Annotated in this window: 13 protein-coding genes; 7 read left to right on the plus strand and 6 right to left on the minus strand. The window is 70.5% G+C overall.

What is annotated here, in order from left to right:
• Positions 1 to 9: 9 nt before the first annotated feature.
• Together Q0C41_RS11570 and mutS are read right to left on the minus strand one after the other, a co-directional pair.
• Positions 10 to 1,560: an ABC transporter substrate-binding protein gene (locus Q0C41_RS11570; RefSeq protein ID WP_291983908.1), complete on the minus strand. Its 1,551-nt coding sequence runs from the start codon at positions 1,558 to 1,560 to the stop codon at positions 10 to 12.
• Positions 1,553 to 4,153 (minus strand): DNA mismatch repair protein MutS, encoded by a 2,601-nt coding sequence (gene mutS / locus Q0C41_RS11575; RefSeq protein ID WP_367079200.1) that lies wholly within the window; start codon positions 4,151 to 4,153, stop codon positions 1,553 to 1,555. Before mutS ends, Q0C41_RS11570 begins: the two co-directional genes overlap by 8 nt.
• Before the next feature lie 135 nt (positions 4,154 to 4,288).
• Here mutS and tsaB point away from each other — a divergent pair, with 135 nt between their 5' ends.
• The 5 genes from tsaB (at position 4,289) to pssA (ending at position 7,416) form a co-directional block, all read left to right on the plus strand.
• Positions 4,289 to 5,014 carry a tRNA (adenosine(37)-N6)-threonylcarbamoyltransferase complex dimerization subunit type 1 TsaB gene (gene tsaB / locus Q0C41_RS11580; RefSeq protein ID WP_291983912.1) on the plus strand — a complete coding sequence of 242 codons (726 nt, stop codon included), beginning with the start codon at positions 4,289 to 4,291 and terminating at the stop codon, positions 5,012 to 5,014.
• Complete coding sequence (gene rimI, locus Q0C41_RS11585) at positions 5,014 to 5,484, plus strand: ribosomal protein S18-alanine N-acetyltransferase (protein WP_291983914.1); 471 nt, start codon at positions 5,014 to 5,016, stop codon at positions 5,482 to 5,484. The genes tsaB and rimI overlap by 1 nt, the downstream gene beginning before the upstream one ends.
• A 126-nt stretch (positions 5,485 to 5,610) precedes the next feature.
• Complete coding sequence (locus Q0C41_RS11590) at positions 5,611 to 5,868, plus strand: YdcH family protein (protein ID WP_291983916.1); 258 nt, start codon at positions 5,611 to 5,613, stop codon at positions 5,866 to 5,868.
• A 102-nt stretch (positions 5,869 to 5,970) separates the two neighbouring features.
• Positions 5,971 to 6,603 (plus strand): phosphatidylserine decarboxylase, encoded by a 633-nt coding sequence (locus Q0C41_RS11595; RefSeq protein WP_291983917.1) that lies wholly within the window; start codon positions 5,971 to 5,973, stop codon positions 6,601 to 6,603.
• Between the two features lie 15 nt (positions 6,604 to 6,618).
• Positions 6,619 to 7,416 (plus strand): CDP-diacylglycerol--serine O-phosphatidyltransferase, encoded by a 798-nt coding sequence (pssA, locus tag Q0C41_RS11600; RefSeq protein ID WP_291983918.1) that lies wholly within the window; start codon positions 6,619 to 6,621, stop codon positions 7,414 to 7,416.
• Between the two features lie 60 nt (positions 7,417 to 7,476).
• On the opposite strand, the gene Q0C41_RS11605 is transcribed toward pssA, so the two are convergent.
• From Q0C41_RS11605 to Q0C41_RS11620, 4 genes are all read right to left on the minus strand, one after another.
• Positions 7,477 to 7,797, minus strand: a complete 321-nt coding sequence (locus tag Q0C41_RS11605) for a hypothetical protein (RefSeq protein ID WP_291983919.1) — start codon at positions 7,795 to 7,797, stop codon at positions 7,477 to 7,479.
• Positions 7,798 to 7,887: 90 nt separating this feature from the next.
• The gene (locus tag Q0C41_RS11610) at positions 7,888 to 8,466 is read right to left on the minus strand and encodes a hypothetical protein (protein ID WP_291983920.1); all 579 of its coding nucleotides are present in this window, start codon (positions 8,464 to 8,466) and stop codon (positions 7,888 to 7,890) included.
• Between the two features lie 9 nt (positions 8,467 to 8,475).
• On the minus strand, positions 8,476 to 9,138 hold the full coding sequence (locus tag Q0C41_RS11615) for a HupE/UreJ family protein (protein WP_367079201.1): 663 nt from the start codon (positions 9,136 to 9,138) through the stop codon (positions 8,476 to 8,478).
• A gap of 174 nt (positions 9,139 to 9,312) precedes the next feature.
• The gene (locus Q0C41_RS11620; protein WP_291983922.1) at positions 9,313 to 13,332 is read right to left on the minus strand and encodes a HAMP domain-containing sensor histidine kinase; all 4,020 of its coding nucleotides are present in this window, start codon (positions 13,330 to 13,332) and stop codon (positions 9,313 to 9,315) included.
• Between the two features lie 127 nt (positions 13,333 to 13,459).
• On the opposite strand from Q0C41_RS11620, the gene Q0C41_RS11625 reads away from it, so the two are divergent.
• Both Q0C41_RS11625 and Q0C41_RS11630 read left to right on the plus strand, forming a co-directional pair.
• On the plus strand, positions 13,460 to 14,473 hold the full coding sequence (locus Q0C41_RS11625) for a hypothetical protein (protein WP_291983923.1): 1,014 nt from the start codon (positions 13,460 to 13,462) through the stop codon (positions 14,471 to 14,473).
• A partial coding sequence (locus Q0C41_RS11630; protein WP_291983925.1) for a PLP-dependent aminotransferase family protein occupies positions 14,470 to 15,225 on the plus strand: 756 nt, incomplete at its 3' end. The genes Q0C41_RS11625 and Q0C41_RS11630, both read left to right, overlap by 4 nt.

The raw sequence follows: 15,225 nt of genomic DNA on the forward strand, positions 1-15,225 counted from the left end.
GGTCGACGGTCAGTGACCTGCCGCGGCAGCCGTCTCGACGGTCTTCGTGATGTGCCGCAAGGTGGCGAAGCTGGCCTGCGGCGTCAGGTGGACGCCACGGAGCCAGGGCTGCGCGACGGCGACGTTGACCTTGGTCCACAGGCTGACGTACGGCGCGGCCGCAAAGAGGCGGTGCTGCACGTCCACGTAGCGCGCGCGCCGCGCCGCCGGATCGGCGGTCGTCGTCGCCTCGTCGATCATCGCGTCCACCACCGGATCGCTGAAGAAGCCGCGGTTGAATCCTGCCGGCGGCATCTGGGTGGAGTGGAAGACGCGCCGCAGCATGTCGGGGTCGGTGACGCCGACCCACTGCAGCGTGAACATCTGGAAGCGGCCCTTCAGCACGTCGGCATACAACGTCGCGAACTCGTGCGTGCGGACGTCCACGGCGACGCCGATGCGGGCCAGGTCCTGCTGGATCACGGCCGCCTGCAGTCGCACGAACTCCGCCGTCGACGTCTTGAGCGTGAGACGCAGCCGTGGCAACGGCCCCGCCCCGTCAGGATCGGGATAGCCCGCCTCGTCGAGCAGGCGACCGGCCAGCGCCGGGTCGTGCGGGGTCGGCTGCAGGTCCGACGCATGGGCCCACGACATCGGCGGGATGATGCCGGTCGCCGGCACGGCCAGCCCGCGGCGGAGGTGCTCGATGATGGCCGCGCTGTCGACCGCGAGGCCGAGGGCACGTCGCACGCGGACGTCGGCGAGCAGCGGATCGCGCATGTTGAGGCCGACGTAGGCGTAGTCGAGCCCCGGGGCGGTCACCACCTGCATGCGGTCTTCCTGCTGGAGCGTGCGGACGATGTCGGGCGCGATGTCGTTGATCACGAGATCGATGGCGCCGGTGCGGAGCTCGAGCCCGCGCATCGTGTCGTCGGGAATCACGCGCAGGACGACGCCGGCATTGCGGGGCGGCCCCTCGAAGTAGTCGGCGTTCGGGGCCAGTTCGACGCGATCGTCCGACTGCATCCGCACGAACCGGTACGGTCCGGCACCGATGCGGGCCGGCGCACCGGCCGGCGTGCCCGACGGCACGATGCCCATCACGAGATTGACCGGGAACGACGCGAACGGCTCCTTGAGCCGGAAGACGACGGTGTGCGGGTCCTCGATATCCACCGCAGCGAGCTGGGCGTAGGCGCCCTTGCGCGGCGAGAGGAACGACGCGTCGAGAAAGCTGCGGAACGTCCAGGCGACGTCCTCGGCATCGAGCTCCGACCCGTCATGGAAGCGGAGGCCTCGGCGCAGGTGGGCCACGAACGTCGTGTCGTCGCGTGCCTCGAGGCGCTCGGCCAGTTCGGGCACCACCTGGAGCTGATCGTCGAGCCGCACGAGCGACGCGTAGAGCAGTTGGTGGACGCGCTGGCTCGCTTCGTCGCTGCCGACGCGCGGATCCAGGTTGGTGGGTCCGACGGCGATCCCGACGACGACGGCCGGATCGTGCCACGCCTGACGATCGCGACAGCCGCCAGCGAGGAGCGTCGCCAGGCAGGTCAGGGCGACCAGCACGCCGCGCCTAGTCACCAGCCTCCTCCTTCAGCTCGGCCAGCAGGGTCAGCGCCTGCAGGGGCGTCAGGCCGTTGATGTCGATCTCGCGGAGGCGATCGCGCAGCCGCTCGTCGGGCGGCGCCTGGAAGAGCCCGAGCTGCTGCTGGGGACCTGTCGACGCCGTGGCGCCGGCGATGGTGGGGCGGCCGCCGCGGGTGAGTTCGTCCTGCTCGAGGCCCGTGAGGATCTCGCGGGCACGGCGGATCACGCTGGTCGGCAGCCCGGCCAGGCGGGCGACCTGGATGCCGTAGCTGCGGTCGGATCGCCCCGGCACGACCTTGCGGAGGAAGACGATCTGGTCCTGCCACTCGCGCACGAGCAGGTGCGCGTTGGCCACACCCGGCAGGGCATCGGCCAGGTCGGTCAGCTCGTGATAGTGGGTCGCGAACAGCGTCTTCGGGCGCGCCTTCGGGTTGGTCGCGAGGTGTTCGGCGACCGCCCACGCGATGCTCAGACCATCGAAGGTCGAGGTGCCGCGGCCGATCTCGTCGAGCACCACCAGGCTCCGCGACGTCGCGGTGTTGAGGATGCTGGCGGTCTCCTGCATCTCCACCATGAACGTCGACTGCCCGCGGGCGATGTTGTCGGCGGCACCGACACGGGCGTAGATGCGGTCGACGACCGGCAGCTTGGCCTGGCGGGCAGGCACGAACGAGCCGGCCTGCGCCATCAGGCAGAGCAGGGCGGTCTGGCGCAGGTACGTGCTCTTGCCGCCCATGTTCGGGCCGGTGATCACCAGCAGCTGCTGCGTCGTGCCGTCGAGGGACAGGTCGTTGGGGACGAACGCCTCGCGCGTCATCGTCTCGACGACCGGATGGCGGCCTTCGACGACCGACAGGTCGTCGCCGTCGTGCAGGTGCGGCTTGCTGTAATTGCGCCTCGCCGCATCGTCGGCGAAGGTGGCCAGCACGTCGAGCGTCGCGAGGGCGTGGGCCGTCCGCTGCAGGGCCGTGGCCTGCGTGGCCACCTCGCGGCGCAGGGCCTCGAAGAGCGCCAGTTCCAGCGTGGTCAGGTGCTCGTCGGCGTGGAGGACCTGTTCCTCGTAGGTCTTCAGGCCAGGCGTGATGAAGCGCTCGCCACCGGCAATCGTCTGCTTGCGGATGTAGTCGGCCGGCACCGCGTGCAGGTTGGCCTTCGAGATCTCGATGTAGTAGCCGAAGACGCGATTGAAGCGGATCTTCAGCGAGGTGATGCCGGTGCGCTGCCGCTCGGCTTCTTCCATCGCGGAGATGTCGCTCTTGCCGCGGCGACTGAGGCCGCGAAGGCGATCGACTTCCGGGTCGGCGCCGTCACGGATCACGTCGCCATCGCGAGCCAGCATGGGCGGTTCGTCGGCCAGGGTACTGGTGATGCGCGCCCGCAGGTCGGGCAGGTCGTCGAGCGCCTCGCTCAGGTGCGCCAGCAACGGGGCCTGCAGGGTGGCCAGCGTCTGGCGCAGGTCGGGCACGGCGCCGAGCGAGCGGGCGAGGGCCACGAGGTCGCGGGGGCCCGCTGTGCCGAGGGCAGCGCGCGCCACGAGCCGCTGCACGTCGTACACCTGCTTGAGGGTGTCGCGGAGCGTGCCGCGCTCCATCGTGCGGAAGGCGAGATCCTCGACGGCGTCGAGGCGATCGCGAATGGCGTCGAGCGCCACCAGCGGCTTGGTGAGCCAGGCGCGGAGCAGCCGCGCGCCCATGGCCGTCACCGTCTCGTCCAGCACGCCCAGCAGCGAGGTCTGGCGTTCGCCTTCGGTCGACGCGAGCACTTCGAGGTGGCGCAGCGTCGTGGCGTCGATGATCAGCCCGTCGCGCGTCTCGCGGTAGGCGAGGCTCCGGACGTGCGTCAGGTCGCCCTTCTGCGTGTCGCGCAGGTACTGCACCAGGGCGCCCGCCGCCCCGACGGCACATGGATGCCCATCGAGCCCGAAGCCGGACAGCCCGGCGGTCTGCAACTGCTCGGTGAGCGCCCGCTGGGCGGCGTCGAGGGAGAACTGCCAGCCCTCGCGGCGCGTCACGGCCGGCAGCGTGGCTCCGTCGGCGCGCAGGACGTCGAGGTCGGCGTCGATGGGGAGCAGCAGTTCCCGCGGCGCGAGCACCCCCAGTTCCTCGCGCAGAAGGGCGTCGGCGGCGTCGCCCTCGAACTCGGTCGCCGCGAAGTCGCCCGTCGACAGCTCGACCCAGGCCAGCCCCCACGTGGTGCTGCCCTTGCCGGGCGGCAGCACGGCGGCGAGCAGGGCCGGGGCGCGGGCGTCCAGATAGGCCGCGTCGGTCAGGGTGCCCGGCGTGACCACGCGGGTCACGGCGCGCTTGACGAGGCCCTTGGCGGTCTTCGGATCCTCGACCTGGTCGCAGATCGCGACGCTGAAGCCCTGCCGGATCAGCCGCGTGATGTAGCCGTCGGCGGCGTGGAAGGGCACGCCGCACATCGGGATGCCGGTGCCGGTGGCGTCCTTGGAGCGGGAGGTCAGCGTCAGCTCGAGGGCGCGCGCCGCCACCACGGCATCCTCGTGGAACAGCTCGTAGAAGTCGCCCATCCGGAAGAACAGGAGGGCGTCGGGATGCAGACGCTTGGCATCCTGGAACTGACGCATCGCCGGGGTGAGCGAGGCGGGTGGCGCTGTCAGGATCGAATCGGACACCGGAGGCTGCGGCACGCGGCGCCCACCGGCTGTCGGAGGCGCGGCCGGTAGAATGAGCGGGGCCGTGAGGACCGCGGCCAGTCTAGCATGCTCGTTCTTGCCCTCGATTCCTCCACCCGCACCGGCAGTCTGGCGCTCGCGCGCGACGGCCAGGTGCTCGACTGCCGCGTCGGCGACGGCGCCGTCCGGCACGCGATCCGCCTGCCGGGCGACCTCGTGCGCCTCCTGGCCGCGCACGGCCTGACGCTGGCCGACGTCGACCTGTTTGCCGCCGCGGCCGGCCCCGGCGGTTTCACGGGGCTCCGTGTCGGCCTCGCCACGATGCAGGGCCTGGCCATGGCCCGGGACCGCCGGGTGTTTCTCGCCTCGACGCTGGAATTGCTCGCCGTCGCCGGCCGTGCGGCGGCGCCCGAGGTGCCCTGGATCGGGGCCTGGATGCATGGCATGCGGGGCGAGGTCTTCACCGCCCTCTACCGGCCTGCACCCACCGGCTCGGGCGTCGCGCCCGTGGTGGAGGCCTGCGTCGGCACACCGGAGGAGGCAGCCGCCTTCTGGACCGCCACCGATGACGACGCGCCGATCGCGGTCATCGGCGACGCCTGGGCCGATGTCTCGGCGCCCCTCGTCGCGCGGTTCGGCCCTCGCCTGTATCCGGTCGCCGCGCCCCCGCTCGCGGCCGTCCTGGCGGTGGCGGCGACCGCACGCGCGACCGAGGCCGTGGCCCCGGCCGCCGTGCGTCCGGCCTACGTGCGACGCCCCGACGCGGTCCTCACCCGACTGCAGGCCGGTCTGTCCGTCAGCGGTGACGTGTGATGAGTCACGAAGTCGTGGTCCGCGAGGCCGCAGGAGCGCAGCAGGAGGCGCTCGCGACGCTGGAGGCGTCGTCCTTCGACATTCCGTGGTCGGCCGACGCCATTCGCGCGCTGCTCGACGATGGGTTGACGCGCGCGTGGGTGGCGGTGGTGGCGGGCGCGGTCGTCGGTGCGGCCCTGGTGCGGGTCGTGGCCGGCGAGGGCGAACTGCTGCGCATCGCCGTCCACCCGGAGGCGCGCCGCCAGGGCATCGCGCACGCTTTGCTCGGCGTCGTCTTGTCAGCATCTGCTGACGCATGTCCGCTCGGGATCCATCTCGAGGTGCGGGCCTCGAACGTCGCGGCGCGTCACCTGTATGCCCGGCAGGGGTTCATCGACCACGGGCGGCGGCGCGACTACTACCAGGCGCCGAAAGAGGACGCGATTCTCATGCACTGGCGCCCCGCCGGCACACGGGGCCCCCGCGTCTGAACGCACGGCGGAAGACGGCGGACGGCGGCCCGAATTCTGCGTTGCGACGCCCGCGCGACGGTGGTACAGTGCCCCTTGAACCCGGGGGTGACCCTGTCCGGTTCCCCCGCAAGCAAGGAGGCAGCAATGCCCGATGCACAGGATCTGAAGGAGCAACTGCTCCGGACCGATGCGGAATACCGAGAGCTCTACCAGCTGCACCACGAGCTCGACGACCAGCTTCGGTCCATGTCCACCAACCCGCTTCTCTCCGAGGGCGAACAGCTCGAGGAAATCCGGCTGAAGAAGCGTAAGCTTCAGCTCAAGGATCGCATGGAGGAGATCGTCCGTCAGTACTCGGCACCACCGACGGCCGGATCGCCTCCCAGCTTCGCCCACGCCTGACGCGGGCGCCTCCATCGCCAGCTGTTCCCATCCGGTGCCCGTCGCCCTGCGGCGGGCACCCGTGGCTCCTGCCGTGCCGGGGTCCACAGATACCCTGACACAATGAAGCTCGACCGCGCTGGATACCCCTTCATCGCCGGAGCCCTTGCTCCGGCCGCGTACTTCCTGCTCAAGAAGAAGCCCGGGGTCGGCATGCCCCTCCTGGGGCTCGCCGGCTTCCTCGCGTACTTCTTCCGCGATCCCGACCGGTATCCTCCCCAGCACCCCGACCTGGTCCTGTCGCCGGCCGATGGCCGGGTGATGGTGGCGGGGCCGGGCGAGCCCGGCGTGGCGCCTCCGGGCGACTGGCAGCAGATCAGCATCTTCCTGTCGCCCCTCGACGTCCACATCAACCGCACGCCCTACGGCGGCGAGATCACCAGGATTGCCTACACCCCGGGCAAGTTCCTGGCGGCGTACGACGACCGCGCCGCTGCCGAGAACGAGCGCAACGAGCTCTGGATCAAGGACGGGGCGCGCACCGTCGTCTTCCGGCAGGTGGTCGGCGTCCTGGCGCGGCGGGTCGTGTGCCGGGTGCAGGTCGGCGACCAGCTCGTGGCCGGGGAGCGGTTCGGCTTGATGAAGTTCGGGTCGCGCATGGACGTGTTCGTCCCGCCCGAGTGCGTCCTCCAGGTCAAGCCTGGTGACGTGGTACGGGCGGCCGAGACCGTGCTGGCCCGCTGGCCCGACGCCTGAGGGTAATATCTGCCCATGATCAACGTGCTGCGGCGCCGCGACCCCGAACAGCGCCGCCTTCGCCGAGGCATGTACCTGCTGCCGAGCCTGTTCACGCTCGCGAACATGTTCTGCGGCTATGCGTGTGTGATCTACGCGATGCGCGGCGAGTTCTCGACCGCCGCGCCGTTCATCGGCGTCGCGGTGGTGCTCGACCTGCTCGATGGCCGCATCGCCCGGATGACCGGCGCCACGTCCGACTTCGGGCGCGAGTTCGATTCGCTCGCCGACGTGATCTCGTTCGGCGTCGCGCCAGCGGTCCTCGGCTATGCCTGGGGGCTCTACACGTTCGGGCGCCTCGGCTGGGTGGTGGGCTTCCTGTTCGTCTCCGCGGCGGCCATCCGGCTGGCGCGCTTCAACATCCAGAGCACGGCCAACCCCGACAAGCGGTACTTCGTCGGCATGCCGAGCCCCGCGGCCGCGGGCGTTCCGGCGGCCACGGTCTTCCTGCTGCCGCAGGGCCTGCCGGCCGGCTGGATGGCCACGCTGGCGCTACCCCTGCTGCTGGTGCCGGCCGCGCTCATGGTCAGCACGGTGCGCTACCGCAGCTTCAAGACGTTCAACCTCAACACGCGCCGGCCGTCGAGTGCGCTGATGATCGTCGCGCTCGGCATCGCGGCCATCGTGACGTACCCGCAGTGGTCGCTCGTGCTGGTGTCCTACACCTACCTGTTCTCGGGGTTCATCGGCCTGGCCATGGCACGCCTGCGCCCACGCCCCGCCGACGACGCACCGCCGGTGACCGAGCCCATCGACTCGCAGCCGCTCCACTGACCGTCGGCGAGCAGGCCGGGCCATCCCTGTCGCCGGGCCGCGCGACCTCCGCGGCGTCGACTACTTCGCCGGCGCCGGGGTGATGTCGACCGTCCGGGCGACCAACTGGTTCTTGATCGTTTCCGCGGTCACAACCACGCGGGCCCCCGCCGTCACGTCCTTCATCGTCGCGGCCTGCTTGGCGCGCACGACCTTGGTGTCCTTGGTCAGTACGATCGAGGTCTCGACGCCCCTGGCGTTCTTGACCGTCAGCTGATCCGCGGTGATCGAGGCGACCACACCCAGGACCTTCTTCGCATGGTCGGGATGAGCCAGCAGGCCCTGCGGTACGAGGACAAGCGTGAACATCGCGAGCAATGCACTGGTGATGAAACGGCTCATGTCGCACTCCATGTCTGAGGGGAACTGACCGGCCCCATGCCGGCATGTTGGCGCGGCGCCCCTGGCCGACGCGCGGGTGTCGCCGTGCGGTCAGGGTCGAAACAGCTGCTCGTAGAAGCCGCTGACCTTGACCGTCACCGTGACGGGGGTATCGTTGAGGTTCTGCCAGAACCAGCCGTGATGGCCGGTCACCGGCGCATCGAGCGTCCCGTGCCCACTGGTTCGGCCCTCTCCCTTCACGTAGCTGGTATACGCCTCGTCGGCGGCACCAGCGACCTCGCCGTGCATGTCCACGTCCACGCCGCCGCCCGAGGTGGTCCAGCTGAAGACGAGGCGCTCGCCCTGCTGCATCGCGGCCTTCACCTCCACTCCCTCGCCGGACTCGAGCGTGACGGTCATCTCGTCAGTCCGGAACGGGGTCGAGCGCTCCAGCACCGCCCTGGACAGTGCGGGGATGGTCGGCGCGGCGGACGCCGCTGTGGTCGCCGGGACGGTGGCGTCGGCCGGCGGCCGGTACAGGCCCGTCGCCCGGCCCGTGCCAAGCGGATCGATGCCGTACTCGGCCGGCAACACGATGGCGACGAGCATCACGCTGGCCACAGTGAGGGCCACGAGCGTCGCGCGCAGCAACTGTCGCGACGAGGGCAGGTCGGGACGGGAAGTCGTCATGGTCGATGTCTACTCGAGCACGTATCCGGACATCTGATAGCCGAACAGCACGAAGCCGCACGTCATCAGTACCACGTTGCTGACGAAGGCCTGTCGCTCGAAGGCGGCGGTCCGCCGCCAGTACGCCATGGCGATGAGGATGGCGCCGAGGGCCAGGAACTGGCCGATCTCGACGCCGACGTTGAAGGCGACGATCTTCGCGACGAGGCCCGGGCGTGGCAGTGCGAAGTCCTGCAGCTTGGTCGCAAGCCCGAACCCGTGCACGAAGCCGAAGATCAGCACGGCGGCCCTGGTATTGGGCTGGACGCTGAACCAGCGACGAAACGCGCCGAGGTTGTCGAGCCCCTTGTAGACGACCGACAACCCGATGACGGCGTCGACGAGATAGGCGTTGACATGCACACCGCTCAGGACGCCGAACAGCAGCGTGACGCTGTGACCGACGGCAAACAGCGTGACGTAGGTGCCGACGTCCTTGAGGCGATACAGGAAGAAGATCACGCCCACGAGAAAGAGCAGGTGGTCGTAGCCCGTCACCATGTGCTTGGCGCCGAGATACAGGAACGCCATCAACCCGCCCCGTTCCATGAAGGCGCGGTCGGCGGCCGACACGCCGTGTGCCGACAGGTCCGGGGCGGCCAACAGCAGCAGCACCAGCACCACGCTCCACATTCGACCAATCACGTCAGATCTCCTTGCCGGGCAGCGGCCGGGACGGGGCGCCCGACGCGTTCATGGAGTAAAGAGACGACGCTGCCTGGCTCACCCGCGGACACGGCACGCGGGACCAGCGCCAGCTCGCCGCGAGGACGGTCATGACAAGGGGTACGACGCGCGCGGTCGCATCTATGTCGCGACAGGCAGGTCGAGCGACACCGTCGTCCCTGCGCCCTTCTGGCTCTCGACGCGGATGCGCCCTCCCATCAGCTCGACATTTCGCTTGGCGATGGTGAGGCCGAGGCCCGTGCCGGCGGCCTTGGTCGAGAAGTAGGGTTCGAACAACCGCGCCATGGCGGCGGCGTCCATGCCGACCCCGGTATCGGAGAGGGCCACGCGCACCCACGACGGGTCGATCTGATCGGCGCGGACGCTGACGGTGCCCCCCGAGGGCATGGCGTGGAGCGCGTTCTCGATGATGTTGATCATGCCGCGCCCGAGCAGGGTGCGATCGATCAGGACCTGCGGTAGCCCGGCGGCGACCTCCGACTCGACGCGCACATTTGACGGCAGGCCAATCCGGTAGCCACCGATGACTTCGTCGACGAGCCCGGCCAGGTCCACGGGGGTGGGACGGGCGGTCGGGGCCGAGGCGAAGCTGGCGAACTCCGACGAGATTTGGCGCAGCATCCGCACCTGCAGCAGGATCGTGTCGACGCACTGCTCGAGGACGGGGGACAGGGGCGTGCCGCGATCGTGATGGACACGACGGAGGTGCTCCGCGGACAACTGGATCGGCGTCAGCGGGTTCTTGATGTCGTGGGCGACCTGCCGGGCCATCTCGGCCCACGCTTCGAGACGGTTGGTGCGCTGCAACTGCTCGCGCTGGCGCGACAGCTCGGCGGCCATGCTGTTGAACGCCTCGACCAGGCCCTGTAGTTCGTCGGCGGTGCGTGCGACGACGTGCTGGTCCAGATCGCCGGCGGCGATGCGCCGGCTGGCGCGCGTCAGACGCTGGACGGGATCGCCGATGCGGCCAGAGATCGAGTAGCCGAGCGCCGCCCCCAGCAGGATGAACACCACGGCGCCGAGGTTGACGCTCCGATCGAGCTCGGCGATCTCGCGCTCGATCTCCCGCTGTCGCAACGTCATCGGCACCGTGAGGATGGCGTCGCGATCGCCGACCTTGATCGGCGTGGCCGCCAGCTGATACTGCAGCGGTCCGATCTGATCCTCGCCGACGAAGGTCGGCAGCCGCTGCAGGGCGATGGCGCGATATACCGTGTCCGGTGTGCGCTCGGGCAGCAGGCCCTGCGCGAAGAGGTCGCGCTGGCTGGTGGCCAGCAGCGTCGGGCCGTCGAAGATGTTGACGTCCTGCTTGATCACGCGGCTGATCCACACCATCACGTCGTCACTCAACGCGGTGGCGGTGACCAGGGCCGGCTGCTGGAGCGCGAGCGCCTCCTCGATGACGCGCTGCGCGACGGCCGCGGTGCGGGTGGCTTCGGCTTCGACGTCGGCGCGCAGACGTGACGCAACGAAGGTCCGGACGACGAAGGCGAGCGTCAGGACCGGGATCACCGAGGTCGCGACGAAGGCGAGGAAGAGCTTGCGCGTGAAACTGGCGCGCACTTCCCGCACGAGCAGCGTGGCCGGCTGTGGCCCCCGTCGGTTGACCCGGTGGAGGACGGCGTGTACCGCCAGCACCAGGAGGAGCACGAGGGCGGCGAGGGTCGCGACCTCGGCCACATGCACCAGGTGCTCGACCGGCGTCACGCGCGGCACGCTGACGACGTAGATGGCGAGTCGGTCGTTCGAGACGTGCAGGTCGTAGACCCGCGAGCCACGGGTCTGCGTGTCCCAGAACGAGGCGCGACTCTGGTAGGCCCGGTCGAAGATCCGGTCGGGCAACGCCCACGCGCGCTCGACCGAACTGTAGATGGGCGTCCGGCCCCAGCCGTAGACGACCAGATCGATGTCGCGCGGCGACTGCGTCGTGCGTGGCGCATCGTCGGCGGTCGTGCTGCTGCGGAACAGATCGTAGTAGGGCCCCTGCGTGGTGAGGAACGGCAGCGAGCTGTAGTCCAGCATCACGTGCAGGATGATGCCGCCGCGCACCTGTTCGCGCCCGTTGGGGTCGCAGACGGCGCGCTCCGCGTGCAGCATGCTGCGCTCGACGGATCCGAACAGGGCCGTCTCGGCGAAGACGTCCCACGCGCACACCCCGCTCCGCCACTGCGGGACGGTGGCCTGGTACTCGGGAAAATTGAAGCCGAAGCGACTCACGAGCGGACCGTCGGGGCCGTACAGTTCGACGGCCGACGTCAGCCGGGCGGCAGCCAGATCGGTCTGCTGCCAGAGGGCGAAGGCCGTGGTCGTGGGCACGCGGCCCACCTCGCGAGGTACCGCGGCGATGCGTTCGGCGAGGCTCTGGACGTTGTCGATCTGCGCCAGCGACGCGGTGAGCCGCTTCTCGAGTTCACGGGGATGCGAGACCACCTGCGGCGCGTACTGCGTGCTGATCAGCGCCTTGCGTGCATGGTCGATGGCGTGCAGCAGCAAGGGGTAGAGCAGCAGGGCCGGCAGCAGGAGGGCCGTGTAGGCCGAGATCAAGCGGCGTGTCTGTGACCCGCGGCGAAACCAGGCCATGCCACGGGTGCTGAGGAGCGTGGCCGCGCCGCTGCAGACCGCCATGGCCAGCAACGCCAGCGTCGGCGGATCGTCGCCCCGCCAGGCCGCGAGCGCGACGGCCGCCGCCAGCGGGCTCGTCCAGAGCAGCAGGGGCCACACCACGCGCCGCCACGGACCGAGCCCGGCGAGCCGCCAGCGCAGCAGGCCCACGCGCAGCACCAGCACGCCGGCCCAGAAGACGGAGGCGCCAAGGGCCAGCAGGCCGAGCAGGACGAGGAGGCGTCTCGGCTCGATCGGCGGCAGCAGCGCCAGCATCAGGATGTCGAGTTCGGTGTGGTCCACCGTGTCCTGCACCAGGCGGGCCAGCAGGCCGAGCAGGGTCGCGAGTACCAGACCCGCGACGAGCTGGTCGAGCGCGAAGCGCAGGCGGCGCGCCGGTGGGCCTGTCGGGCGGCGCTGACGATGGCGCCTGGCCAGCCGCACCCGCCGCAAGGGATCCACGGCCAGCATCACGGCGGACAGCAGGAGGAACGCGGTGACGCACAGGTCGACCGGCGTGCGGTGGAGCCACCCGAGCACGTCGCCCTGATAGACCGCGCCGGCCCAGCTGTTGGTGGCGTTGCGCAACGGAATCCAGCCGAACCACAGCAGCACCCGGGCGACCACCAGGCTCAGGAATGCCAGCAACGTATCTCGCCGGTACGCGGGCGCGGCCAGCCACCGCCGCTCCCATGCCAGCACCCCGGCCAGGACGAGGCACGTCAGCGCCAGCGCCACACCGGCGAGGCCGGCGAGCCGGCGCCACCAGGTCGCCCGCAGCGTCCGCAGCGTCGCATGCGAGATGACCACATCGGCCAGATCGTCGCCGGCCGGCGTCTGGAGCGTGACCACCGACGCATCGGCCTGCCGCCGCGCGGCCCCGAGGTACGTCGGTGTCAGCGTGACCGGCAGGAGGGACGTCTCGACGCGCGCTTCGAGGGCGTTGCGCGTGTCGACGGTCGACGCGCGCGAGAGCAATTGCTCCGCGGCGATGATCCCGATCATGCGTGGCGGGCCCGGAACTCCACCGCCGGCCCCGCCCCCCCACACCGTGTCACGTTCGACGCGCACGGGCTCGACGTACACCAGTCGCAGTCCGAGGGCCCCGGGCGCCAAGACCAGCGTGGGCCCGATCCGCGAGCCCGCGTCAGGAACGGCCTGGGGGCGGCCCGCCCAGGCGATGGCGGTGCCGTCTGGCGCCGCGATCGTGATGGCGACGTCGGGGCCGCTCAGGCGCGCGGCCTCCCCGACGGCGTCGAAGAGCGCGCGCTGATCGCGCGTCGTGGCATCGAGATGCCTGACCAGAGACGGACGTGTCCGCAGGTGATCGACGGTGCGCGCGAGCGTCTCGGCATGGGCCGCGAAGCGGTCGCGGACCTCGCGTTCCACGCGCCGCGCCGTGCCATCGACATCGGGACCGAGGCGCCACAGGATGCCTGCCGCGCCGAGGAGGAGGAGACCGATCGTGCCGACGAGTCCCGCGGCCACGACGCGGGGGGCGAGGCTGGGCGATCGTGGCGGTGGGGGAGTCGGGGACATGCGCAGCGTCGCGAAATCTTACTCGGCCTTCAGACGCCGGGCTGCGACCCCTGGCTGTCGACGACGCTGGTGGCGATGGGGGGAAGGGCGGACCGTTCGCTATAGTGGGATCGAGCACACGCCTCGCATGCGCATCCCCGCCCTGAAGCTACCCATCAAGCGAGGCGCCCTCCTCGCCGCGGCCAACTGGCCGGTCGTGGTCCTGCAGTTCATTGCCGAGGCGACGTTCAAGATCCTGCTGGCGGTGCCCATCGTGGGCGGCACCTTCCTCGTGGCCCTGGCGCTCAATCAGGACGTGCAGGACGTCCTCGGCGACGATCTCGACCTGCGTCAGAGCGCCACCGGTGTCGCCACCTCGCTGCTGGAGCATCCCGTCGCGCTCGCCAGCTTCCTGGCCGCCCTGGGTATCGTCGTGGTCGGGGGCTCGGCCCTGATGTTCATCCTCAAGGGCGGCACCCTGGCCGTGCTGGTCGATGCCCAGCGGCATGCCGGCCCGCTCGAGCGCTATCCCGTGCGACTCGCCCTCCTGCGCCGGGCGTCGCGTGCCGACGTGGACGTCTTCCTGCAGGGGACCCGCCGCCTGCGTCCGCGTTTCCTGCGGCTCGGCGCCTTTCTGCTCGGGGTGTATCTCGTCTCCGGCATCGGCTATCTCGCGGTCGTCGTGGCCGGGTACCGCGCGGTGGGCGAGGATGGGTTCCTCGTGGGCTGGACCGTCATCGCCGCGCTGTTCAGCGCCCTGCTGGTGGCGTGGCTGGCCATCGTCAACGCCGGGTACCTGGTGCTGCAGGTCATCATGGCGGCGCGTGACCTGTCGGTGCGGGCGGCGGCACGGGAAGCGCTGCGCCTCGTGCGGGCCGATGCGCCGCGGACCCTCGGCGTGTTCGTCGTGACGGCGGGGCTGGTGGGGCTGGCGACCCTGGCGTCGATCGTCGCCACGGCCGGTCTCGGCCTCATCTCCTTCGTGCCGTTCGTCGGCCTGGCCGTGCTGCCGCTGCAGTTGCTGGCCTGGTTGCTGCGCGGCCTCATCTTCCAGTACCTCGGGCTCACGTCAGCAGGCGCCTACCTGTTCCTCTTCGATGCGCCAGTCGAGGCCCCCGAGCCCGCTCCCGCTCCCGCAGTGCCCGGAGGCCTGACCGCATGACGGTGCACGATCGCGCCTTCTCGCGCATGGGCGCGCAGCTCGCCGGTTCGGCGATCCGGCAGATGGGCATTCTCGCGGCGGGTCGTCCCGACCTGATCTCGTTCGCGCCCGGGTACCCGGACCCCGACACGTTCGCCTGGGACGCGTACCGCGACATCGCCGACGATCTGCTGCGGGCGCGCGAGGCCGACCTCTTGCAGTACGGCCCGACCCGTGGCTACGCGCCGCTGCTCGAGGCCCTCGTGCCGCGGCTGCGACGGCAGGGGGTGGCGTGCACCACCGACGACCTGCTGCTCACGACGGGGTCCCAGCAGGCCCTGGATCTGGTCACGCGGCTGTTCGTCGATCCGGGCGACGTCGTGCTCGTCGAGCTGCCGACGTTCACCGGCGCCATCGCGGCGTTCAGGAGCGCCGGCGCCCGCCTGGTCGGCGTCCGCCAGGAAGCCGATGGCCTCGACCTGGCGCACCTCGATGAGGTCCTCGCCGTCGAACGGGCCACTGGCGCCCGGGTCAAGTTCCTGTACGTCATCCCGAACTTCCAGAACCCGACGGGCGGACTGCTGTCGCTCGCCAAGCGTCGGGCCCTGCTCGACTGGAGCCGGCGCGCCGACGTCCTGCTCGTCGAAGACGATCCGTACGGTGATCTGTGGTTCCCGGACGTGACCCGGGCCGAGGACACGCGCCCGATCAAGGCCGACGATGACGAGGGGCAGGTCGTGTACCTGCAGAGCACATCGAAGACGCTGGCGCCG

The organism is Luteitalea sp. (assembly GCF_022842525.1).
Classification (GTDB): domain Bacteria; phylum Acidobacteriota; class Vicinamibacteria; order Vicinamibacterales; family Vicinamibacteraceae; genus Luteitalea.

Excerpts from the sequence above, each read along its gene's own strand:
- Q0C41_RS11610 (WP_291983920.1), bottom strand. The coding sequence starts at position 8,466 with ATGACGACTTCCCGTCCCGACCTGCCCTCGTCGCGACAGTTGCTGCGC.
- mutS (WP_367079200.1), bottom strand. The coding sequence starts at position 4,153 with ATGCGTCAGTTCCAGGATGCCAAGCGTCTGCATCCCGACGCCCTCCTG.
- tsaB (WP_291983912.1), top strand. The coding sequence starts at position 4,289 with ATGCTCGTTCTTGCCCTCGATTCCTCCACCCGCACCGGCAGTCTGGCG.
- pssA (WP_291983918.1), top strand. The coding sequence starts at position 6,619 with ATGATCAACGTGCTGCGGCGCCGCGACCCCGAACAGCGCCGCCTTCGC.
- Q0C41_RS11605 (WP_291983919.1), bottom strand. The coding sequence starts at position 7,797 with ATGAGCCGTTTCATCACCAGTGCATTGCTCGCGATGTTCACGCTTGTC.
- rimI (WP_291983914.1), top strand. The coding sequence starts at position 5,014 with ATGAGTCACGAAGTCGTGGTCCGCGAGGCCGCAGGAGCGCAGCAGGAG.
- Q0C41_RS11615 (WP_367079201.1), bottom strand. The coding sequence starts at position 9,138 with ATGTGGAGCGTGGTGCTGGTGCTGCTGCTGTTGGCCGCCCCGGACCTG.
- Q0C41_RS11590 (WP_291983916.1), top strand. The coding sequence starts at position 5,611 with ATGCCCGATGCACAGGATCTGAAGGAGCAACTGCTCCGGACCGATGCG.
- Q0C41_RS11625 (WP_291983923.1), top strand. The coding sequence starts at position 13,460 with ATGCGCATCCCCGCCCTGAAGCTACCCATCAAGCGAGGCGCCCTCCTC.
- Q0C41_RS11595 (WP_291983917.1), top strand. The coding sequence starts at position 5,971 with ATGAAGCTCGACCGCGCTGGATACCCCTTCATCGCCGGAGCCCTTGCT.
- Q0C41_RS11620 (WP_291983922.1), bottom strand. The coding sequence starts at position 13,332 with ATGTCCCCGACTCCCCCACCGCCACGATCGCCCAGCCTCGCCCCCCGC.